This window comes from uncultured Chitinophaga sp. (assembly GCF_937898475.1).
Taxonomy (GTDB): Bacteria; Bacteroidota; Bacteroidia; order Chitinophagales; family Chitinophagaceae; genus Chitinophaga.
Genome location: NZ_CALEJS010000039.1, coordinates 267351 through 289358, shown reverse-complemented (window position 1 = coordinate 289358; position 22008 = coordinate 267351). Strand labels below are relative to the sequence as shown.

Sequence of the window (22008 nt, the reverse complement as noted above, 5' to 3'; positions counted from 1 at the left end):
GCTATGGACCATGCGCTATTATTGAAGGGATGAAATCAGAATGAATACCTCAACCCCACCTGCATCTGCCAGCGGGAAGGCAGATCCGGGCTGGGGGTAAATGTTGACTGCAGGGAAGGATCGAACTGGTAAGTGGGCACATCGTTTTCGTAAAAGAAACGCAGCGGCTGGAAGTAGCCGGAGGTAGTAGCATATTTAACCACGCCCCATTTACTGCTGATCAGGTTACCGATGTTCACAAAGTCGATACTCAGCTGTATGGTCTGGTTCCGTTTGGTGCCTTTAATGACAAAGTCCTGGAGGATACGCAGATCCAGCTGGTTCAGCCAGGGGTTCTCTCCTGCATATTTCTCTGTGTACTGTCCCCTGCGGCTGCGCAGGTATTTATCCTGGTTGATGAACTGCTTGAATGCAGTACGCTGGGCGGCGGCATTCTGCATAACGCCGTTCACATCTACCAGGGGAGAGAACTGCATGATATCGATCTCTGCATCTGTGGGCACATACATCAGATCGTTGGTGTTGGTGCCGTCGTTGTTGATATCGCCGCCATACACATAGGCAAAGCGGTTGCCGGATGTGAGAGAACCAAAAAGAGAAACGGTGGTGGCCAGTTTCTTGTCTTTACCGTAGCTCCATCTTTTAGACGCGGCGGCTATGATACGGTGCGTGTTGCCATACAACGAAGTAGACAACACCGCTTCATTGGCATTGTTAAGGATCGGGTTACGGTCAAATGCATCGCTGGATATTTCAGCAGAGATAGAGCTGGCATCTTTTGCGATCAGGAAGTTATAACCCGCCATGAGAAAGAGGCCATTCCGGAAATTCTGCTGCGCCTGGAAGCTGACATTAAATTGGTAACCTACGCTGGTATTGGTAAATGCATAGACATTGTTGGCGCCCTGGTCTGCTGGCAGGTAGATCTTGCGGTTATCGCCGATGCCTGAGTTAAAAGTACCGGAGGGTGTACCCAGCTTATAGTTGCGCACCATCATGCCTTTTACGTCTTTGGTATACGCCACGTCGGTGCTGAATACTGTCCCGAAAGGTATCCGCACATCCAGTCCCAGGTTAGAGCGCCATACCTGGGGCCATTTAAAGTTCCTGGCCGTTACGTTGTAGAATGAGCTAAAGGGATTGCCGATCTGGTTACCGATCCATACAAAGGGGAAACGGCCGGTAAACAGCCCCGAGCCGCCACGTACCTGTAAGGTCTTATCTCCTTTTACATCCCAGTTAAAACCAAGGCGCGGCGAAAAGAGGGGGCTCCTTGAAGGGAAACGCGTATTGTCAACATCTTTTCCTACACCATTGGTGAGGCGGTTGCCATCTTCATCAAACATAACAAGATCATCATTATTGGCAAACGTGGGTTCTCCCTCGGTATAGGAACCTATGAAGGTGCCGTCATCATTGAAATCGGGCTGGCTGAAGCGGGCATTGAAGTAGAAGGGCATATCTACCCGCAGGCCGTATGTTAGCCTGAAGCTTTCAGACAGCTGCCACTCGTCCTGTGCATATGCAGATGCCTGGCCTACTGTCAGATAGTACCACAGCCATTTGTCGGCCGCAGCCCTGTTCCTGGCATAAGTTACAAAGGGGTCCAGCGGTGCTGAGCCAAAGATCACATTACCGCCACGGGGCACTTCCGTCAAAAAGGCATCAATATCAATATCTGCAAATATGGTTGGTCCGTAACCGGTCAGGTTGAAGGAGTTGCCAAACTTGAACGATTCAAAGGAGGCGCCCAGCGTAACGGTATGTTTATTGAAGAACAGGTTGAAGTTATTGGTGATCTGCAGCGCGTCCTGATTCAGGCGGTTATTGATAGAGAAGGGCTCGTGTCCGGCTATAATGTAACGTACGCCGTACTTGGTAATATTTATCACCGGGAAGGGATCAGAGAAGGGATTACGTTTATCCCTGAAGGTAGTGTATACTACCCTGAGCTTATTGGCTGCAGAGCTGCCGAAGCTGGATTTCAGTTCAGCACCAAAAGAATGCAGTTTGTTCACAATCTCATAACCGGCGTTCTCGAACTGCAGGGTGGTATAATCTGGTCCGCGGCGGCCGATGGCACTGGGGTGAGCGGGTTTACCTTTAGTGGCGTCCAGTCCGTTGTAGGTAAAAGAAAGGCGGTGATCGCTGGTAATGTTCCAGTCCAGTTTTACCAGCCATTTGTAACTTTTCTGGTCAAGGGTAAATCCCTGGTAAGGGCCGGTATTATATCCAAAACGGGTATTCAGTATGCTGCTTACCTGCTGCAGGTCTGACTCCAGCACGCGGGAGGTATTGCTGTTACCTGCATTGGAGCTGTTGCGTGCCACATAGCTGCTGGCCTGATCTTTACGTTGTTCAGTTTCAAAGTTGACGAAGAAGAACAGCTTATCTTTCACAACCGGACCGCCCAGAGAGAAACCTGTTTGCAGCTGGCTGAGATCCGGCACTACCTGTTTGTTCTTATCTACTTTTTTACCGGTCATGGATTCATTGCGGTAAAAGCCATATACGGTGCCCGAGAAGTTATTGTCGCCTGATTTGGTCACCGTATTTACACCGGCGCCGGTAAACCCTGCCTGTGTAATATCATAGGGGGCAATGTTCACCTGTATCTGGTCTATAGCGTCCAGTGAAATAGGCTGCGCACCGGTTTGTCCGCCGGGGGTAGGCGCATCCAGGCCAAAGGGATTATTGAACACAGCGCCGTCCAGCGAGAAATTATTATACTGACCGTTACGTCCTGCAAAGGAAAGCCCGTTGTAGGTAAAAGAAGCTGAAGGGGTTAAGCGCAGATAATCATCTGCAGAACGGGAAATGGTAGGAAGCGACCTGATGGTACGGTTGGTAATGTTGGTAGAAGCCCCTGTCTTTTTATTATCAAAAATGGCAGAACGGCCGGTAACCGTAACGTTCTTCAATTCTACCGCCTGCTCCTGCATCTGTATTTCCAGCACATTGTTCAAGCCCAGTTCAAGGAAGATATTATCCGTTACATTTTCCTGATAACCCAGGAAGCTCACTGTTACTTTATACGGCCCCCCAACCCTGAGGTTGGGAACAGTGAAACGGCCGTCTCCCTTTGTAAGCTGTCCCTGCCTGATACCGGCGTTGGCATATTCAACGGTAACAGTGGCGGCAGCAAGGGCTTGTCCTTTGGGGTCTTTTACAATACCACTCAAAGTAGCGGTAGTAACCTGTGCAAAAAGGTGTAATACGCTTAATAACAGCAATGGAAGGCCCATCAGGAACTTGTACTTCGTTTTACGTAGCATAGCGATTTATTTTCGGTTGATCGGTTGATATGCGATTGGTTGATACAAGATGGTACAGGGTTCCGTATAGATGATGACACCGGAACCTATTTGAGATTACGCCGCTTCCTATAGACTACTCCAGATAATTACAGCAAGGATTATTAGATTTTGATTGTTGATGATCACCGAATATAAGGAAAATAGATCAAACCGCTTCCGCTTTTTTCTCCTTCACACTGCTGCGTATTTTATGCCGATGCGCCTCACCCCATTGCCTTAAAGACTCTATAACATGACTTAAGGTATCACTGTAAGGGGTCAGTTCATATTCAACTACCACAGGCATGGTATCGCACACCCTGCGTTCAATGAACTCATTCATTTCAAGGTGTTTCAATTCATGAGAAAGTACTTTGGCCGATATGCCTTTTACTGCTTTCTGTAATTCCCCGAATCGTTTATGACCTTCCCGCAGGGCAATAATGATGGGGATCTTCCATTTGCCATTTAACACATACAGCGCATCCTGTACGGCGCCCAGCGCGCCCAGGCATTCTTCTGAATCTGGTTTTTCGTTACGCTTCAACATAACAGGAGGTTTTAATTTATCTGTCTTAGGGCAGTTACCTTTGGGCAAGCACTTACCTTTTGTAAGCAAATATACGTACTTTTGATGTTACAACACCTAACTAATATGAAAGTAGAAATATGGTCAGATGTAATGTGCCCGTTTTGTTATATCGGTAAACGGAAGTTCGAGAAAGCACTGGCACAGTTCCCGGGGAAGGAGCACATCACAGTAGAATGGAAAAGCTTTCAGCTGAACCCAGAGCTGGTGAATAACAGCGGACAAAGCATCCATGAATACCTGGCAGAACATAAGGGCTGGACATTGAGCTACGCCAAACAGTTAAATGAGCAGGTAAGCGGCATGGCAGCTGCGGTGGGACTGGAATACAATCTTGACAAGGCAGTAGTGGCCAACTCTTTTGACGCGCACCGCTTTGTGCACCTGGCCGCCCAACACGGACTGGGAGACGCGGCTGAAGAAAGCCTGTTCCGGGCGTACTTTACAGAAGGAAAGGATATTTCAGACCGGGAAGTATTGGCCCAACTGGGCGCCGGTATAGGTCTTGATGCGGAAGAAGTAAGACGCACCCTTTCCGGCAACACCTACGCCCGGGAAGTGCAGCGGGATATAGCAGAAGCAGCTGCACTGGGCGCAAGGGGCGTACCTTTCTTTGTGATAGACCGTAAATACGCAGTATCAGGCGCACAACCGGAAGAAGTATTCCTGAAAGCCCTTCAGCAGTCTTACAATGAGCAAGCCGCTACGGATAATAATGGCAATGCCTGTTCTATAGACGGCGACTGTGCATAATCATAATGCGGATAGGCGGCGGACTTATTGCAGTAAGCTGCCTACCACCATTATCTTACCGATGTACAGATCATTCTCCTTATACTTTGCCGGATCCTGCCCTGCGGCCGGCTTAACCAGTTTGAATTTATCGACCGGGGTAGGATCGGGCTTGAATACCACTGTATGCGTACCCTCTCCCAGTGAATCCAGTACAAAGTAATGCCTGCGGTAGTTAACGCCATATTTGTCAAAGCGGATCCTGCGGACAGGCGGCTTCCCGTCAACCGTGATCAGGGCTGCGCCCGAACTGGGTCCGATAATATCCTGCACGCCGATCGCGGTTCCTTTAAAACGGACAACCAGACTATCCTGCGGATCACCTGAGTAGATCAAATCCGGAAAAGCCGTAGCAAAACTTTTAAGCGCCGGGTCTCCTTTCCCGCTCTTCCAGCCGTTGGTTTTCTTAAAGGTGGCGGGTGAATTCTGGGCGGTTTGCTCATAACAGCCGGGCGTACGCGGTGCTGGAAGGCCATCTGACACCTGCACCCTTGCACTGTTCTTTTCCATGTCTGTAAAAGCCCTGGTAATAGTAGCGGTGTATACCTGGTGCCCGTCCACTGTAGGATGTACGCCGTCAAATGTAAACACCGTCTGGCTGCCATAATCAGTGCCTTTCTGTCCGCGGAAAACCAGCCTATGCTGCTGCAGCTGCTCCATCACGTCCCAGCTCAGGTTGATGGAGGGTAAGCCGTAGTATTGGGCCACCTGCTCGGTATATTTTACGGAACGTATCTCCTGTCCCTGCTGCAGCACTTTCAGCATTGGTTCTGAAACGGTGTAGAGAAAGCAAATATCGGTGTGCGGGTCATGTTTTTTTATCTGCCGTACAATGCCTTCCATCGATCTGTGGATGGCCACTGAATCTCCTCCATCGTTGACGGCATATTCTATGAATACCAGGTCGGGGTTATACTGCAGCACATCCTCCTGCAGGCGGAACACACCCAGGTCTGAGCCGGTGCCGCCAACGCCTGCATTAATGGCTTTGATGCGTGCCTTTGGATATTGCTGGCGGAACCACTGTTCTGTTTGTACCCGATATCCCGGGGCGGCTGTAATGCTGCCACCCAGGTAGGCAATCACCACCGGGCCACCATTCTTCAATTTAGTGAGCACATTGGGCAATCCGCGCCGGGCATGTAAAGCCGGCGGCTCGTCTGTCTTATCATACTGCTTTTCGCCATGCACTGCCATAGAAAAAGCCAGCGCCAGTACCAGGAAAATTCTGTTCATACCTGAAGTTACGGCAGCTGTTAAGAAGCTGCCATAACTCATTTCAGTACAAATATGATGCTGTTTTTCAGCGAACCTGTTAAGGTATTGTTACACCGTTGGCGCGTAGCGGTTTATCCAGCTGCCAGTTATCCTTTTTGATGGCTTCCAGGTAAGCTTTGGTACGGTATACCGTGGGATGCAGGATCTTCCTGGGGTGATTGGCCAGCCAGTTTTGCCGTACCCGCAGGTATTCAGCTATCCAGGTTTTTTCATCGCCGCCGCGTACCGGCGTGGCTTCGGGGAAGCGGCTGCGGAGGAAGGCAGGAATACTGCCTGAATGGATGTAGCTGTCGTAGATCACCAGCATACTGAGTGGAAGTGTAAACTTTTCCTGGTCAAAAAAATGAGCGGCCGGTACATAATAGAGGATCTCAAAAGTTTCATCCTGCGCGGTTCTCATCAGCGGATCTTCTTTCGCACTATCCTTTAAGAGCTGCTTAAACCGGGCGTCGTTCACCAGTGGCTTCTTGCCGATCAGGGGCAGGTATGGACTGAATTCCGCGGCATATTTGCCGCCGGCATTCACGTATCGCTGAACAATATTCTTCAGGTTACCCTGCTCTGTAGCCTGGCTTCTGCCATAAGTGATCTGCTTTGTACCATTCTTGCCATCTGCAAATATGGAGATCTGGTCATAACGGCCATCCGGTGTCCCGGTTTCCATGACGTTCACGATCTGGATGATCTTCTTTTTCTGTTGATCTGTGATCATATAGGGGTAGGGGTTTAAGGGTTATACTTCAGCTGGCAAATCTACCGTTTTTTCTGTTTGTTTTTTACCTGCGGAAGAACTAACCATGTTATTCACCAGGCGCATCATAATGATGGTGATGATCATGGCGCCGATCACTACGTCGCCCAGGTAGTTATAGTGCTCCAATGCTCCGCTGCTGGTTTGCACTACTATCAGGCCGGCTACCGCGGCGCCAATGCCGCCGGAAATCTGCTGCACGGAAGCGTTGATGCTCATAAAGGCGCCCCTGTCCTGCGGGGCAGGAACGGCTGTTGTCAATGCCGAAGCAGAGATCATACGGGTAGATACACCCAGGAACATCAGCACATTGATCACGGCTACCAGCGCAAAAGGCGTAGTGCCAAGATTAGTGTAAATGGCCACCATGGTCATGGTGATCAGGGTACCTGCCACAAAGACGTTAAACTTCCCGAACCTATCGCTCAGGCGCCCGGCCAGCGGGCCGAATATCATGGAGAATACCCCGGTAATACCATACAGCCATGTCAGCTGGTTTAATGTAATACCAAGATTGTGGGTGGTAAAGGCACTGGCAAAAGGCATCAGCATAAAGCCGCCCGTAGCCAGTAAGGTAGTAGCGGCAAACGCTAACTGGTGGCGGGGCGAAGCCACTGTTTTAAACAAGTGGGAAAAGGCATTCCTTTCTGACCTGATCTGGAGATGTGCCGTAACCGGCTTTATATATACTGCGATCACAATGCCCAGCAATACACCGAGAGCGGTGATCATCAGGAAAGGGGCATGCCAGCCAAAATGATTTGCCAGCAACAACCCGATGGGTATACCTAACACCTGGCTGGCGGCAAAGGCTGTTTGTACATACCCCATCACCCGGCCTCTTACTTCCAGCTTAAAAAGATCTGTAATGATCGCAAAGCTTACTGCGCCTACTACCCCTCCAAACAGGCCTGTAACGATCCTGGCAATAAGCAGAAAATAGTAATCAGGCGCAATGCCGCAAAGAAAAGTACCGATGATAAAACCGGTGTAAAAGAACATGAGCAGCTTCTTGCGGTCAAATTTGTCGGCAAATCCCGCTGCAAGCAGACCTGATACTCCTGCGCTGAATGCATAGGCAGATACCACCAGGCCGAATTGTGATGTATTGATCTTTAATTTTTCCAGCAGCAATACGCCCAGGGGAGACAGCACCATGAAGTCCAGCACGATGGTGAACTGCAGGATGGCCAGGACGGCTATTACAAACGCCTGGTAGGAGGTGAAGGTTTTAGGTTTGGCGGATAAAGTCATAACGTTGTTATTTTAAGATGATGTACGACGAAAGCACTCCTTAAGTGAGCGCTCATTTAGTTAACGCGGCAAAAAAAGCTTATGGCTTTAAAGCTTTCAGTACAAGCTGCAATGTTTGCAGGATCGTTTTATCATTAAGGGAAAACTTTCTGCCGGTAAAGGTTTTGCCCTGGTTATGAAATTTTATCAACTGGTACATAGGCGCGTAGGCAACGCTCCAGTATACTTCAAAGGGGAGCGGTATCAACTCTTTGCGCTCAATGGCATTGTGTACAAACTTTCCCATTACCTCCCTGAAACCTTTGCTTAATTCAGCCTGGATCTCTTCATAGTAATTGGAGTACCTGATCTGTTCAATGAACTGCACCTCCAGCGGGTGCTTCAGGTAAAACTGCATACGGTTCAGCCATTGCTTCTTTAAGCCTTCCGCAAAAGATGCATCCGGGTCAAAATCCTGTAGGCTGTCTGCCAGCATTCTTTTTGAAATATCCGTTCCCAGCTGGAAAATGAGATCTTCCTTGTCTTTGTAATAAATATAGATGGTGGCAGGAGAAACGCCCGCTGCTTTAGCCAGTCTGTTCACGCCAAAACCGTCCAGCCCTTGTTTTACCACCATCTCAATGGCCTTCTGGCGGATCATGCGTTCTTTATTTTCATCTCTTGCCCTCATGCTGGCACAAAGGTAAGTGAGCGTTCGCTCATTTAAAAATATATTTCTGAATGGATATAAAAAATGCCCTGAGTTATTGCCAGGCAACAATTCAGGGCAGCGAAAAAATATGGCTGCTGTCTCTGCTGGTAAAACGATCAACCCATCACTGAAAGATGGCCGCTTCTGCTACAGCCTCGGACTCTTCCGTGCCTTCAGGCGGCCTGCGATGCCACCAGGACGCCAGCAGGGAGCCAGTAATATTCATCACCGGCCCAAAAATGGCGGGCGCCAGTCCAACTGTAGCGATCTTTCCCATTTCTTTGGCAATGGCAGACGCCAGGCCGCCATTCTGCATACCCACCTCAATAGCAATAGTACGGCAGTCCTGCTCCTTCATGCGTATTAAACGGCAAAACCAGTAGCCCAGCGTGTAACCGGCCAGGTTATGCGCAAGCCCTGCCAGCACCAGCAATAGACCCACATTCAGCAGGCTCTCGCGGCCATGAGCGGTGATGATCACAATAATAAATGCAATAGCGGCCATGGAGAGCTTTGGCATCAGCTTGTCCAGCCAGCCGATACGGCCGCTCAGGAAATGGTTGAACACCAGTCCGCCCGCCACGGGAATGATTACCATCTTGGCGATGTCCCACATCATTTTCTGTACACTGATCTCAATGTAATTACCTGCCAGCCATTGCATCAGCAACGGTGTTAAGAAGGGCGCCAGCAGCGTAGATACTGCCGTCAGTGTAACAGAAAGCGCCAGGTTGGCCCTGGCCAGGTAAGAGATTACATTGGATGCCATGCCGCATGGCGCAGACCCTATCAGGATCACCCCTGCGGCAATCTCCGGCGGGAAACGCAGGGTAGTGGCCAGGAGCAGGCCTACCAGCGGCATAATCGTAAAATGACAGGTAATGCCAATGAACACGCCGGCAGGCATTTTTACAACGCCATAAAAATCGCGCAGGCTCATGGAGGTGCCCATGCCAAACATAATGACCTGGATCAATGGTGTGATCAATAAAGACAGGTCCCAGCCATTAGGCTTTGTAAAAGGCTGTGGGTAGAATAAAGCTGTTGTTACAGCCGTAAATATCATCAAAGTGTATACAAATCCTTTGGTAGCGGTATGCCTGTTGAACAGGATGGCCAGCACCGCCCAGAATGCGATCATGAAAGGCCCTGCCTTGGTGGTGTTACCGGTACTGAACAGGATGATATTAACCAGCAGCAGCACTGCGGCGACAATAGCCATGAACAGGCTGGGTTTATTGGAAGAGAATGACATAACGTGCGATTTAAATGCTTACCAGGTTCTTCCCTGTAAATATTGATCGAGCTTTTCTTTATTCAGCTGTATAGGCCCCGGATGCTGCTGCAGCCATTGCAGGAACTCTTCCTTGATCTTTTCCGTCCACTGGTTGTCTATTTCGCCGGGTGTGTATTTACCGGACTTCAGCATGGCGTGCCCAAACTGATCTTTCATACCAATAAAGATCGCCGTGTTGATCACCTTTTCAGCCATATGGGCCGGTATGAAGAGAATACCTTCCCGCTGGGCCAGCACCAGGTCGCCCGGCAGCACTACCGCCCCGCCTATACGAATGGGCGTGTTCAGTCCCATAAGCACCGCGTTCTTCAGATAAGAAGGGTGCCAGTCGCGTACAAAGGCATTGAACCCGTTTATATCTGCCAGCCCTTCAATGTCGCGGGCGGATGCATCGAATACCACCCCATTGCCTGTGCGGCTGAAGATGGCATTACCCAGGTTATCCCCTATCAGCGTACCTTCTGCTATCTTGCCAAAACCATCTGCCACATAGATATCGCCTTTGGTTAGCTGCTGTATGGGCCAGGAATTGGTATTGCCTTTAAATCCCTGGTTATGCCCTCTCTCCAGGATGTTCTTTTCCACATCCGGGCGGGCGGGCATATACATAGCGGTTACAGCCCTGCCCACCATGGGCGTTTCGGGGTGCAGTATTTTCCAGCCGCCTTCAAACTGGCAGTGGTAGCCATCGTTATCCAGTATGGTCCATGCTTCCTCTATGCCAATATGCTTTGCCTTTTCCAGCAGGCTGTCTGGTACCTTAGGGCGCCCATCCGGAAAGCGCGCTCCCTTCCAGGCAGATGTGAGAAAGATCAACTCTTCTTTTGAAAGGGTTTGCCCTGACAGCAGGCCAGGCAGGCAAACCAGCAGTAATAATGTTAACAGGTATGTTATCCTCATAATGGCTATCGTGTATCAGTTTAATGGAATCAATGATCTCCGGGTTCTTCTGTGGATATGGTTGCAGCAGGGTTGTAAGGCGTACCAGCCAGGCCGTTCAGATCATACACCACTTTACCGGCGCGTATGGTCAGCTCGCATTCCAGTTTCTGGTTACCATCCATACGGCTGTTAATGGCGTCAATAAAACCAAACTTCCCTTTCATTACCTGCAGGATGGCAATGTCAGCCACAGCTCCTTTTGACAGGTGCCCCAGCTCTTCATGCTGAATGGCTTTAGCCGGCTCCCAGGTAGAGGCCCTTATAACGGCTGCCACATCCATGCCCAGGTTCAGGCATTTGGACATTACGTTCAGCATATCTTTCATCCCTGCATTCATACTGGAAGTATGTATGTCTGTGCTGATAGTAGTAGGGAAAAAGCCGGCCTTCATGGCAGGCACTGCCTGTGAAAAAGCAAAGCTGGCACCGCCGTGCCCTACATCAAAAATGATCCCTTTCTTGCGGGCTTTTTCTGCAAAAGGCTCCAGTATCCCTTTTTCATTCACGATCGCCTGGCGGCTTTTCAATTGCGCATAGGCGTGCGTGAATATATCGCCTGGTCGCAGGTGCTCCATGAACAATGCTTCCAGTGATAAGGGGGGCTGCTGTGAGCCAAAGTCTACCATTACCGGTACATTGGCTATCTTACCTGCTTCTACGGCACGGTCTACCGGCGTCCATTCTGCACCTACATAATGCGCCAGCTTAATGCCCACCAGGTACGGTTTATTATGCAGGATGGTGAGGGCGGTCATTTTGGCATCCATATCTGCTGCGTTCTGTTCATACACGCCGCCACGCATGCCTTCTCCCACTATGTTCAGGAATGCCAGCACCCTGGTTTGAGAATGCAGGATGGTTTGCCGCTTAAAAAGCTCGAAGTTCTTCCAGCCGGAGCTGCCTGCATCCACCACGGTGGTAACCCCGCAACGGAAGGTAAAGCCATCCGGCGCCACTGCCACATAGCTGTTATTGAGATAACGGCCGTCTTCCGTGCCCGCAAAATTATGCGTATGCATGTCTATCAATCCGGGTGTTACGTACAGGCCTTCGGCATTGATCACTTTCTTTGCGGCAGAGGGGTTGATGCTGGCTGCTACAGCAGCGATGGAATCACCGTTAATGGCAATATCCATTACCCGGTCAATGTTGTTCTTCGGGTCTATCACATGGCCGCCTTTGATAAGCAGGCTGTATTGCTGGGCAATACATGCTCCGCTGAAAAACAGCATGCCTGCGAAGAGCAGGCACCCGTTCTTCATGAATCTTTTCATCCGATATATTTTTAAACGTTAGGACTCTGCAGACAGCGCTTCCTTCAATTTTGCCGCTACGATCTTTTCCTGTCCCGGTACCAGCATCCAGGTTGTGATGCTGATGGCGTATTTATTACCATGCTGTCCGTCTGCTACTTCGATAGATGGGGTGCCTTTGCGCAGTTTTTCCCTTAGCTGGGCGGCGGTGAAAGGCAGTTTTTGTGCATCCCATGAAACATGGAGGGTGGGAATATGATTGGCTACCGGCGGCACTTTTGTTTCCACCGTTACGCCGGGTACCGATTTAGCGGCATCGCCGATCTGGGCAATCTGTGCTTCCCATTGCTTCCATTCTTTGGCATGGTCGCGGGCTACATACAGTTCCAGTGCTACCATCATGCCCAAAATCTCTTCCTTATTCACTTTCATTCCACGCCCAATGGTATTACCCCTGGGGGGCATGCTTAACCTGGCTGCCTTCAGGTACTTTTCCTTACCCAGCAGCAGGCCGGCGCTCTGCGGGCCGCGAATACCCTTGCCGCCGGAAAAACAAACCATGTCGTATCCCATTTCCGTATACCGCCAGAGGTTTTCCACCGGCGGCACATCTGCTGCGCAGTCTATCATGGCGGGCAGGTTATGATCTTTGGCAACCTTGATCCATTCTTCCACCTGTATCTTGCCGTCATAGTTGTTGGCATTCACAAAAAAGAGCATGGCCGTCTGGTCGTTGATGGCCTTCTCCAGCTCTTCCCTTGTTTCTATCATAATCACCTTTACACCTGTGTTCTTCAGGGCATGTGCATAGGGAATGTCATGTGCTTTCTGCATGATCACTTCCGTTTTCATACCGGTACCTTCCAGTTGCGGCACCATCGCCACCTTCTTTTCGTCCATTCCTGCCAGTACGCCGGTAAGGCCAAGGGTAATGGCCGAGAAGGCGCCGGAGGTTACCACCGCATACTCGCTGCGTACCAGGGAGGCAATACGCTGGCCTGCTTTATCCTGTATCTCATCCAGCATTACATACTCTTTAGATGCATACCGGATGGCTTCCAGCACTTCGGGCAGCATCAGTGAGCCCGTCATCGCGGTATAGGTACCGGCAGCATTGATGAATGTGCGTACACCCAGTTCCCTGAAGTAGTCCTTGCCGGCTGCCGGCGCTGCTTCCAGGAAGGGAAGCACTTTGGTGGTGCCCGCCAGTCCACCCAATAGGGGAACGGCAGAAAGATTTTTTATTAAATTTCTGCGAGAGATCATACAAAAAGTTTTAAAGTTTGAAGGTTTGAAAGCCTGAGCGTCTGAAAGTTTGAACGTTTGGGATTTGAAAGTTTGAAGGACCGCTTACCTGGTAAGACCTTCTTCAAACGTTCAAACGCTCTAACGGTTAAACCTTCAAACAGTTAAACTTTCAAACGTTTACTGAGCGGCAATGCAGTCCATTTCCACCAATGAGTTACCCGGCACACCGCCATATACTGCCACCGTAGTGCGTACCGGCGGATTATTGCCAAAGCGCCCGCGGAACACCTCGTTCATACCTTTGTAGTCATTCAGGTCATGCAGGAAAACGCTTACTTTCAGTACTTTATCCATAGAAGTACCGGCTTTCTTCAGCTGCGCTTCCATTTCCTTCAGCACATGGTCTGTGTGGGACTTAATATCGCCTTCAAAATGCGCTCCTATACCGGCAATGAAAACAAGGCCATTGTGCTTGGTAATGCTGGAGAACAGGGGTACTTCCTGGTCATACACCACCCCCTCGGCCTGTTTGTCAAATGTTGCTGTACCTGAGGCAGCTTTGGCTACAGCGCCAAAACCGGCAATACCTGCGATAGACGTGAACAGTTTTTTAATAACGCTTCTTCTTTCGTTTATCATAGTTCCAAAGTTTGAAGTCTGAGGTTTGAAGTTTGAGGTGTGTTTCTGGTTGTTGCGGATAAGTAAATTTACTTAAATCTCCCTATCCGAACATCAACCTTTCACCCTCAAACTTCAGACATGTTGTATTATTTATCCCACCATACACGGGTGGTAAACTCATTCGGACCCTGGCGCTGAACCGCCTGCTGGAAGTTGGCATTGTTAACACTTTCTTCAGAAGGTGGATAGATCAGGCGCCGGGGGATGGTCCCGTTAGTAATATTGCCCGGGATGTTCACCGGTGTCAGTACCGGGAAGCTGGTACGCCGCCAGTTAGCCCATGCCTCCTGCTCGTCAATCAGTAGGGCCACCCACATCTGCGTGTGGATCTGGTTCAGTTTCTCATTCAGGCTGCCGCCGCTGTTAAAGGTATGGCTGGCCAGGTAAGCGCTGATACGCTCATTGCTGATCACGCCACCGGCACCGAATAAAGACCAGTTGCGCATGGCGGCGCTGATGCCATTCTCATAGGCTGCTGCCGCATCGCCCGCGTACCATCCGCGGGCGGCAGCTTCGGCCAGCAGCAGGTTCGTTTCAGCCGCGCTCATAATGATGAACGGCGCTGCTTTGAGCAGTATGGTATTGGGATTAGGCTCCGAATAGCTCACAAAATCAGCCGGCTTGCCCAGCAGGCCGTTAGGCATTCCCTTCTGCAGGGTAGTGCTTGTATCCGGTTTACCATTTACCCATACTACTGCAATGACATTGAGACGTGGATCGTTATTGGTTTTCAGGTAGTCGATCAGTGTTTTGGCAAACTTGCCGCCCTCCGTATTACCATCCCCATTTGCCACTGCAAAATTGTTGCTCAGCATATCATAAGAGGCGGGGTTCTGGTTATAGGTTTGCGGGCCATCGGCATACTTCATGGTGGCCCTGTCGCCATCCGTGGTAATCACACCGCCGGCAATGGCTTTCTGCACCCATGTTTGCGCCGCCGCCGGGTCTACCTTGCTCAGGCGCATGCCCAGGCGGAGCATCAGGGAGTAAGCCAGCTTTTTCCATTGTGTGATATTACCGTTGTACACAAAGTCGCCGGCCGCGAAGCTGGGTTGTGCGGCATTAAAAGCAGCGGCAGCTTCGTCCAGCTCTTTCAGCATGTCGGGATAAATGGCCGACTGCTGGTCGTAAGAAGGGGTGAAATGATTATCTGTATACCCTTTCACCGCATCACTATAAGGCACATCTCCAAAAAGGTCGGTAATGCGGTGCATGATGTACACGCGCCAGATACGGGCAATGGAAAGCTTGTTTACATTGACCTCCGCATCCTGCTGTAGCGCATTGATAACGGAATTCACTTCGTTTACCGCGCCCGGGTAAGTATTCTCAAAATACGCATAGGGGTAACTACCCTGCTGAAAATAGTATTTATCGCCCAGCCCGGGTACATCCTTGTAAGTGGCATAGTGTTGTATGGCGCCGCCTGCGCATACCATGCTGGTAGAATACCAGGTGGTGATGGTGGTGCCATAGCCACCGCTTACCCCATCCATCAATGCTTTGCTGAACAGGAATTCCGGCTGCACATTGGGTGATGCGTCTGGATTGGTATTCATTTCCTCAAAACCTTTATCACAGGCCTGTAATGCCAACACCCCCATTACAGCAACATATATCAGTTTGTTAATACTTCTTAACATATTCTCTTTGATGTAAGCGTGAAGAAATCAGAATTTCACCATCAGGTTCAAGCCATAGCTCCTGGTGCGCGGTACGCCAAAGGCTTCGAATCCTTGTGCGTTTCCGCTGGTATAGCTGGACTCCGGATCAAAATTGTCTGTCTGTTTGTATAAGATGAGCAGGTTACGCGCCACAAATGACACGGCTGCAGATTCCATTTTCAGCCGCCAGATATGAGAGATGGGCAGCTGATAGCTCAGGATCACCTGGCGCAGTTTCACGAAACTCCCGTCTTGTACAAACAGCTCCGTATAGTTCTTCAGGTTATCGTAGTAGAGGCGCAGTTCTGATACCGGTATGGTATGCGGGTTGGCATTGCCGGAAGCATCCACGCCATCCAGCACCAGGCCAGATTCCCTGCCCGGCAGCGTTTGTTTATGCAGTCCAAAGCGGGTAGCATATACATCCATGGTCGAGAATACCTTGTTACCGAACTTACCGTCTACCAGGAATTCTAAGGAAAGACGTTTGTAGTTAAATGTATTGGTCAGGCCCATGGTCCACGGTGGTACGCCGCTGCCCAGCTCTGTCAGCTCGCTTTTCAGCGGATAGCCGTTAGAGCCGTAAATGATCTGGCCCTTTTCATTACGCTGTATCTTATACCCTTTGATAATGCCATACGGGCGGCCTACTGCGTTGTGCACAAAGGCCCATCCGCCTACGCTGGCAGCCATTTCTATGGTATTCAACCCTTCTGCCAGTTTTACCACTTCGCTTTTATTATAAGCAACGTTATAGCTCACATCCCAGGAAAAGTTCTTACGTTTCACCGGTGTGCCGGTAAGCAGTAATTCCACACCTTTGTTGGTCAGTTCGCCCACATTCAGCAGGGCGTCGTTATAACCGGAAGCGCGGGATATAGCTGTACGTACAATGTCGTTGGTGGTTTTACGATTGTAAAAGGTAAGGTCCATACCCAGCCGGTTGTTCAGGAACTGTGCCTCCAACCCGGCCTCATAGGTAGTGGCGGTAAGCGGTTTCAGGCTGGAATTGGTCACCAGGTTTACGTTGTTAGACGTGGTGATCTGTTGCACGGGCTGCCCAAGGTGCCCGCCCTGAACACTGGTATATGTCTGGTTGAGGATGTAAGGATCAGGTGTTGCGCCACCTACCTGCGCCCAGGATGCACGCAGCTTTGCAAAGTTCACAAAGGAGGGCAGCTTAACGGCGTCTGACAGAATAAAGCTGGTACCTATGGCCGGGTAGAATATGCTGTTATTCTTCGGGCTCAGGGTAGAGAACCAGTCCTGCCTGCCGGTGAGCGTCAGGAATATGATGGACTTATAATCCAGATCTGCAGAGGCAAACCAGGAATTGGTGCCGGTACGGTTCCTGGTAGGTTTGGTAGTTACCGTAGCCAGGTTGGTATAGCTGTAGAAGAACGGTATTACAAACTGCGCACCGTCTATTGCGGTCATATCGCTGGAATACCTGCGGCGGTTGCCGCCTGCCAGGAAGTTCAGGCCTACCGTGTTCCAGAATTTCTGGTTGTAGTTCAGGGTAAGCATGGCATTGGTTTCTGCCACGGAGATCTTCCTGCCGCTATACTCGCCGGCGGCACCCTGCGTATATACAGTACCGGTAGGAATGATGCCGGTGAAATCGTAGTTAAAGAAATCACGCGCTACCGTACCTTTTACAGACAGGTTGCTCAGCAGATCGTACTTGATACTGGCCTGGCCTATAAAACGGTTCTTGTTGTCGTTATTCTGAAAACGGTTCACCACAAAATAGGCGTTGGAGGCGTAGGGTGTTTCGTTCCACTGTATCTCGCGGCCGCTGGCGTCATAACCGGGATCCATAGAGCGTATGTCCACGGTATTGGCAATCATGTATACGGCCCAGTTGGGGTTGCCGGGCGCATCGCCCGAGCTGGGCCTGTTCTTGGCTTCTTCCACGTTGTATTGCGCCACTGCCTCAATGCTGATGCGTTTCCCGAGGTAGGCATTCACATTCAGGTTGGCGATCTTCTTATTAAGAGAAGAGTTAGGCAGGATGCTTTTGCTGTCTGTATTAGACAATGAGAAGCGGTAGTTGATGGATTCAGTACCACCGGTAAAGGCAATGGTATTGATCCAGGTGCTGCCCGTGTTGTAGAAGTTCTTGATATTGTTTTTCTGCGGTGAATAGGGATGTTGTTTACCATCAAACTGTGTATACAACTGGCCATCCATAGGGGTGCCGAATGAACGGCGCCCCCAGTCAATGGCCTGCTGCTGTGTGGCCGGCTTTACTCCTCCGTCGCCTTGTCCGTACTCATACTGCCAGTCGGGAATAACCGCGGGGTCTTCCAGTGTCAGGGTGGTGTTGTAGTCAACCCCTATACCTTTTCTTGCCTTTCCTTTTTTAGTCGTGATGAGGATCACACCATTTGCCGCACGGGAACCGTACAGCGCCGCTGCAGCGCCCCCCTTTAATACGCTCATGGATTCTATATCATCCGGGTTAATGCCGGCAATACCATCGCCCCGGTCTACGTTCAAACCGCCACCGTTGGTGGTGGGACTTCCGCCCGGATTGGTGTTGTCAATAGGCATACCGTTTACCACATATAAGGGTTGGTTATCGCCATTCAGCGAGGTATTACCACGGATGATCACGCGGCTGGAACTACCGGGGCCGCTTGCCAGGCTGGTAGCGTTCACACCGGCGATCTTCCCGCTCAGGGCATTGGCCACGTTGATCTCTCTAGCACGGGTAAATTCGCTGCCGCTTACTTCGGTTACTGCAAATGGCACCGCTTTCTTTTCTTTTCGTATGCCCAAAGCCGTTACTACCACTTCTGAGAGCGATTTGTTTGTATCCTCCAGCTGGATGGTCACCATGTCATCGGGATTACTCACCGTGAACTCCTGCTGTTTAAAGCCGATGGAAGAAATGATCAGCACCAGTGAGCCTGTCTTGTTCCCCTCTTTGAGGGTCAGCTCAAAGTTGCCGTCTCCATCTGCCATGGTAGCTGTGCTGGGGTTACCCTTCACATAAACGGTGGCGCCTGGTATGGGGCTATTGTCTTTGGATGACAGTACACGACCCTTTACCTTATCTGCAAAGAGCAGGATACTGAACAGGCTTGACAGGCTGTCAGCATTTACACTCGGGTTGAATATGGAAAATTGTTTGTCGTTAATACGTTTGAATTCCAGGCGCTGATCCATCAGCAGTTGTTTAAGGGCTGCTTCCGGCTGCATTTTCTCTGCTTTGTCCAGCACATCGGCCGGGACGGTCTTTCCGTCCAGCAGGCCTTCGCGGTAGGCAATCCGGATATTATGAAAGCGCCTTAAACGGTCCAGTGCTTCTTTTAAAGAAATGGACGCCCTGTTGGATCTTCCACCCTGGGAAGAAACAATGTGAAACGGAGAGGATGGACGGGAGGCATACACTTTATCATTTTGCGCAATTACAGGTTTTCCCATACCAAACGTGAGGGCACAGCAAAGGATGCCCAAAAAAAGATTTTGGTCTGTTCGTCTCATGTCTTTTTTTTTAGCAGATAATTCCCGCTACCTACCTAAATAAAACACCAGATGTTTTTCTGAAGATTTGTTCACCTTTACGTTCAGCGTAGTTGAGATAACAGTCAGTAATTCGTCTACATTGGCAACATTGATCTCACCCTCAATATTCAGTTGCCGGATTTGGTTGTTGTCTGTCTCAACTGTGTAGCCATAGTTGTCTTGCAGTGTTTCGATAATTTCTCCTAACGAGGCATCGGTAAAAATAATTTCCTTCCTGGTCCAGTCCTTTAGCTTTTCTGGCCTTTGTAATTTTTGGTTGCTTAGCAGCGATTTGCCGCCGTATTCTACATAATCTCCCGGTAGCATCACGATAGCCGGCCTATCGGAATTACCGTGGTTTTCAACTTTTATCTTTCCGGTGATAAGTCCGATATTGGTCTTTCCGCGGCGGCTTTTCACATTGAAAGAGGTGCCCAATACCTCTATGGTGATGCCCTCGCTGTGCACGATGAAACGCTGGTAGGGTTTTACGTGCTGTGTGTCTTTGTTAATATGGGCCACATCAAAAAAGGCTTCGCCTTCCAGCCATACTTCACGCGGTGTAGTAGTATCCCATTTGTCTGCATAATGCAGGCTTGAATTTGCATTTAGTATTACAACAGATTGATCGGGCAGGGTGATGGTGCGCTTCTCACCATAATCTGTTGCGATCACCTGTTTGCGGTTCAGCAGCTGCAGGGCCAGCAGGCCGGTGGCTGCTATCAGCAGCAGGGAGGCTGCGATCTTCATCCAGGGCCGCAGCCATTTTACTTTTCCTGTTGTGGCAATAACAGGCTGTTCCTGTATGGTGGCCGTGATCCTGGACAGCAGCTGCGCCTTACGGTTGTCTGCTGTTACCGTATCCTGTGTACGGTAGGCCTGTATAAACTGCAGCGCCTGTCTGTAATGTTCTGCGCTGTCAGGGTATGCCTGGGGGAAAGTCTCCCAGAAGCGGGCAGTTTCCGGATCATTTTCCACCACGCCGCCAGCCCATTTGACAAAAGCATCATCGTCCAGAAAATCCTGTATTGTATATGAGATGTATCTGTCCTTTTGCATGCACGAATGAGCTGTTTAATACTAATAGACAAAAAGAGGAAAAATTATCCCTCCGAATCCGGAAAAAATTTAAAAATAATTTCACCTTGGAGTAAAATGCAGCACAGCAGGGCGAAAGAGCGCTTACTTAAAATACGCTGCAGGTTCTCCAGGGCCTTATATAATAGTTTATAGGCAGAGTTGGTGCTGATACCCATAATGTCTGCTATTTCATCATAAGAAGCGCCTTCATAAAAGCGCAGGAAGACGATCTCCTGCTGGCGGTCTGACAACTGGCTTATCATGGCAGCCACCTGCATCCGCAGTTCCTGTTCTTCCACTTTTAAGGGCAGCTCCTGGTTAAAGGTTACGTTAAAGCTGCCGCTGGATATGGCGCCGTCCAGGTTCACCAGTTTTGACTGCAACTGCATCTTTCGGAACAACATGGTACGGAGAGACTTAAACAGGTAATTTTTAACAGATGCCGGTGCGCCCAGATTATTGCGGGAAGTCCACAGCTGTACAAAGAGATCATGGATAGCGTCGTGTACCTGGTCGGTATCCCCGGTGAATTTGGCGCCGTAGTTATTCAATGGCGCATAAAATTCCTCATACAAAGCCGTATAAGCTTCCCAATCGCCTTGTTTAAACGCATTCCACCATATTATATGGCTATCAGCTGCATGCACCGGCCTTAATAATTAAGTGTTTGAAAAGGAGGATGGATAATAATACAAAAAAATTCTAAATTACCAGCATGTCTTCGTATGCCCTTATTACAGGTGCCAGCAGAGGAATTGGCCGTTCACTGGCTACATTGCTGGCCCGCCGCAAATACAACCTCTTACTGGTAGCCCGCTCCTCCGATGAATTGGCAACGCTGGCTGCAACGCTGGCTGCAGAAAATGGCATTGAAGCACATTACCTGGCGCTGGACCTCAGCCTGCCCGGCGCCGCACAACAGGTATACAACTGGTGCACTGCGCAGCAGTTCAGCGTAAGCCTGCTGGTGAATAATGCCGGCTACGGTGTATGGGGGTATTTTGATGAACTGCCGTTGAACGACCAAAGTAATATGCTGCAGCTGAATATGCAGTTAGCAGTGGAACTTAGTTATTATATCATCCCCCTGCTGAAACAACATCCCAAAGCATATATATTAAATGTAGGCAGTACCGCTGCTTACCAGGCAGTGCCTACCATGACTTTGTATGCAGCCTCCAAATCGTTTATGCTGAGCTTCAGCCGTGGATTACGCTATGAGCTGAAACGCACGCAGATCAGCGTAAGCTGCCTCTGTCCCGGACCAGTGAACACTCATTTTATAGAAAGGGCTAAAATGCAGGCCATACAGGCTACTGCAGAAAAATTCGGTATGACGCCCGACCTGGTGGCAGCGCAGGCACTGAAAGGATTATTTGCAGGGAAAGCGGAGATCATCCCCGGCACGCTCAATGCCATCAGCGCGCTGGGCGCCCGCCTGCTGCCCAAAGCCATGATCGAACGGATTGCCGCAAACCTCTACAAAACCAAATAAGTTTCCGAAAAAATATTTACCCCCTGATTGTTTTCTGAAATATTTACTTACCTTTACCCTACAAAACAAGTAGACTAATAGATGTACCCAGCTACTACCATACGCTTACTTACATTAACAGCCAGGCAACACTGCAGCACTGGTTGTTGTTGTTGTTAATTCCCATACTCCACCACTCGCCGGC

General features: G+C 49.9%; 17 protein-coding genes. 2 read left to right on the top strand and 15 right to left on the bottom strand.

The window, feature by feature from the left end; genetic code table 11:
- Nucleotides 1-35 precede the first annotated feature (35 nt).
- Both Q0577_RS23110 and Q0577_RS23105 read right to left on the bottom strand, forming a co-directional pair.
- Complete coding sequence (locus tag Q0577_RS23110) at nucleotides 36-3275, bottom strand: TonB-dependent receptor (RefSeq protein WP_298740518.1); 3240 nt, start codon at nucleotides 3273-3275, stop codon at nucleotides 36-38.
- 187 nt (nucleotides 3276-3462) lie between these two features.
- Entirely contained in the window at nucleotides 3463-3846 is a 384-nt protein-coding gene (locus Q0577_RS23105) for a helix-turn-helix domain-containing protein (protein ID WP_298740517.1), read from the bottom strand.
- Nucleotides 3847-3951: 105 nt separating this feature from the next.
- Here Q0577_RS23105 and Q0577_RS23100 point away from each other — a divergent pair, with 105 nt between their 5' ends.
- Nucleotides 3952-4638 carry a DsbA family oxidoreductase gene (locus Q0577_RS23100; protein ID WP_298740516.1) on the top strand — a complete coding sequence of 229 codons (687 nt, stop codon included), beginning with the start codon at nucleotides 3952-3954 and terminating at the stop codon, nucleotides 4636-4638.
- Between the two features lie 24 nt (nucleotides 4639-4662).
- On the opposite strand, the gene Q0577_RS23095 is transcribed toward Q0577_RS23100, so the two are convergent.
- The 13 genes from Q0577_RS23095 to Q0577_RS23035 form a co-directional block, all read right to left on the bottom strand.
- On the bottom strand, nucleotides 4663-5913 hold the full coding sequence (locus Q0577_RS23095; RefSeq protein WP_298740514.1) for an SGNH/GDSL hydrolase family protein: 1251 nt from the start codon (nucleotides 5911-5913) through the stop codon (nucleotides 4663-4665).
- A gap of 79 nt (nucleotides 5914-5992) precedes the next feature.
- On the bottom strand, nucleotides 5993-6667 hold the full coding sequence (locus Q0577_RS23090; protein ID WP_298740513.1) for a chitosanase: 675 nt from the start codon (nucleotides 6665-6667) through the stop codon (nucleotides 5993-5995).
- 21 nt (nucleotides 6668-6688) lie between these two features.
- Nucleotides 6689-7960, bottom strand: a complete 1272-nt coding sequence (locus Q0577_RS23085; RefSeq protein ID WP_298740512.1) for an MFS transporter — start codon at nucleotides 7958-7960, stop codon at nucleotides 6689-6691.
- A gap of 79 nt (nucleotides 7961-8039) precedes the next feature.
- Complete coding sequence (locus Q0577_RS23080; RefSeq protein ID WP_298740511.1) at nucleotides 8040-8630, bottom strand: TetR/AcrR family transcriptional regulator; 591 nt, start codon at nucleotides 8628-8630, stop codon at nucleotides 8040-8042.
- Nucleotides 8631-8775: 145 nt separating this feature from the next.
- Nucleotides 8776-9906 (bottom strand): bile acid:sodium symporter family protein, encoded by a 1131-nt coding sequence (locus tag Q0577_RS23075; protein ID WP_298740510.1) that lies wholly within the window; start codon nucleotides 9904-9906, stop codon nucleotides 8776-8778.
- Nucleotides 9907-9924: 18 nt separating this feature from the next.
- Nucleotides 9925-10848, bottom strand: a complete 924-nt coding sequence (locus tag Q0577_RS23070) for an RraA family protein (RefSeq protein WP_298740508.1) — start codon at nucleotides 10846-10848, stop codon at nucleotides 9925-9927.
- A gap of 29 nt (nucleotides 10849-10877) precedes the next feature.
- Nucleotides 10878-12164, bottom strand: a complete 1287-nt coding sequence (locus Q0577_RS23065) for an amidohydrolase/deacetylase family metallohydrolase (protein WP_298740506.1) — start codon at nucleotides 12162-12164, stop codon at nucleotides 10878-10880.
- Between the two features lie 18 nt (nucleotides 12165-12182).
- Nucleotides 12183-13409, bottom strand: coding sequence for an aminotransferase class V-fold PLP-dependent enzyme (locus tag Q0577_RS23060; RefSeq protein WP_298740503.1), 1227 nt, complete (start codon nucleotides 13407-13409; stop codon nucleotides 12183-12185).
- A 159-nt stretch (nucleotides 13410-13568) separates the two neighbouring features.
- Nucleotides 13569-14030 (bottom strand): RidA family protein, encoded by a 462-nt coding sequence (locus Q0577_RS23055; RefSeq protein WP_298740501.1) that lies wholly within the window; start codon nucleotides 14028-14030, stop codon nucleotides 13569-13571.
- Between the two features lie 128 nt (nucleotides 14031-14158).
- The gene (locus Q0577_RS23050) at nucleotides 14159-15715 is read right to left on the bottom strand and encodes a SusD/RagB family nutrient-binding outer membrane lipoprotein (RefSeq protein ID WP_298740498.1); all 1557 of its coding nucleotides are present in this window, start codon (nucleotides 15713-15715) and stop codon (nucleotides 14159-14161) included.
- Nucleotides 15716-15742: 27 nt separating this feature from the next.
- Nucleotides 15743-19228 carry a SusC/RagA family TonB-linked outer membrane protein gene (locus tag Q0577_RS23045; protein ID WP_298740497.1) on the bottom strand — a complete coding sequence of 1162 codons (3486 nt, stop codon included), beginning with the start codon at nucleotides 19226-19228 and terminating at the stop codon, nucleotides 15743-15745.
- A gap of 27 nt (nucleotides 19229-19255) precedes the next feature.
- Nucleotides 19256-20308 (bottom strand): FecR domain-containing protein, encoded by a 1053-nt coding sequence (locus Q0577_RS23040; RefSeq protein WP_298740495.1) that lies wholly within the window; start codon nucleotides 20306-20308, stop codon nucleotides 19256-19258.
- A 44-nt stretch (nucleotides 20309-20352) separates the two neighbouring features.
- Nucleotides 20353-20976 carry a sigma-70 family RNA polymerase sigma factor gene (locus tag Q0577_RS23035; protein WP_298740493.1) on the bottom strand — a complete coding sequence of 208 codons (624 nt, stop codon included), beginning with the start codon at nucleotides 20974-20976 and terminating at the stop codon, nucleotides 20353-20355.
- A gap of 68 nt (nucleotides 20977-21044) precedes the next feature.
- Here Q0577_RS23035 and Q0577_RS23030 point away from each other — a divergent pair, with 68 nt between their 5' ends.
- The gene (locus tag Q0577_RS23030) at nucleotides 21045-21824 is read left to right on the top strand and encodes an SDR family oxidoreductase (protein ID WP_298740492.1); all 780 of its coding nucleotides are present in this window, start codon (nucleotides 21045-21047) and stop codon (nucleotides 21822-21824) included.
- Nucleotides 21825-22008 lie beyond the last annotated feature (184 nt).

Excerpts from the sequence above, each read along its gene's own strand:
- Q0577_RS23110 (WP_298740518.1), bottom strand. The coding sequence starts at position 3,275 with ATGCTACGTAAAACGAAGTACAAGTTCCTGATGGGCCTTCCATTGCTG.
- Q0577_RS23105 (WP_298740517.1), bottom strand. The coding sequence starts at position 3,846 with ATGTTGAAGCGTAACGAAAAACCAGATTCAGAAGAATGCCTGGGCGCG.
- Q0577_RS23100 (WP_298740516.1), top strand. The coding sequence starts at position 3,952 with ATGAAAGTAGAAATATGGTCAGATGTAATGTGCCCGTTTTGTTATATC.
- Q0577_RS23095 (WP_298740514.1), bottom strand. The coding sequence starts at position 5,913 with ATGAACAGAATTTTCCTGGTACTGGCGCTGGCTTTTTCTATGGCAGTG.
- Q0577_RS23090 (WP_298740513.1), bottom strand. The coding sequence starts at position 6,667 with ATGATCACAGATCAACAGAAAAAGAAGATCATCCAGATCGTGAACGTC.
- Q0577_RS23085 (WP_298740512.1), bottom strand. The coding sequence starts at position 7,960 with ATGACTTTATCCGCCAAACCTAAAACCTTCACCTCCTACCAGGCGTTT.
- Q0577_RS23080 (WP_298740511.1), bottom strand. The coding sequence starts at position 8,630 with ATGAGGGCAAGAGATGAAAATAAAGAACGCATGATCCGCCAGAAGGCC.
- Q0577_RS23075 (WP_298740510.1), bottom strand. The coding sequence starts at position 9,906 with ATGTCATTCTCTTCCAATAAACCCAGCCTGTTCATGGCTATTGTCGCC.
- Q0577_RS23070 (WP_298740508.1), bottom strand. The coding sequence starts at position 10,848 with ATGAGGATAACATACCTGTTAACATTATTACTGCTGGTTTGCCTGCCT.
- Q0577_RS23065 (WP_298740506.1), bottom strand. The coding sequence starts at position 12,164 with ATGAAAAGATTCATGAAGAACGGGTGCCTGCTCTTCGCAGGCATGCTG.
- Q0577_RS23060 (WP_298740503.1), bottom strand. The coding sequence starts at position 13,409 with ATGATCTCTCGCAGAAATTTAATAAAAAATCTTTCTGCCGTTCCCCTA.
- Q0577_RS23055 (WP_298740501.1), bottom strand. The coding sequence starts at position 14,030 with ATGATAAACGAAAGAAGAAGCGTTATTAAAAAACTGTTCACGTCTATC.
- Q0577_RS23050 (WP_298740498.1), bottom strand. The coding sequence starts at position 15,715 with ATGTTAAGAAGTATTAACAAACTGATATATGTTGCTGTAATGGGGGTG.
- Q0577_RS23045 (WP_298740497.1), bottom strand. The coding sequence starts at position 19,228 with ATGAGACGAACAGACCAAAATCTTTTTTTGGGCATCCTTTGCTGTGCC.
- Q0577_RS23040 (WP_298740495.1), bottom strand. The coding sequence starts at position 20,308 with ATGCAAAAGGACAGATACATCTCATATACAATACAGGATTTTCTGGAC.
- Q0577_RS23030 (WP_298740492.1), top strand. The coding sequence starts at position 21,045 with ATGTCTTCGTATGCCCTTATTACAGGTGCCAGCAGAGGAATTGGCCGT.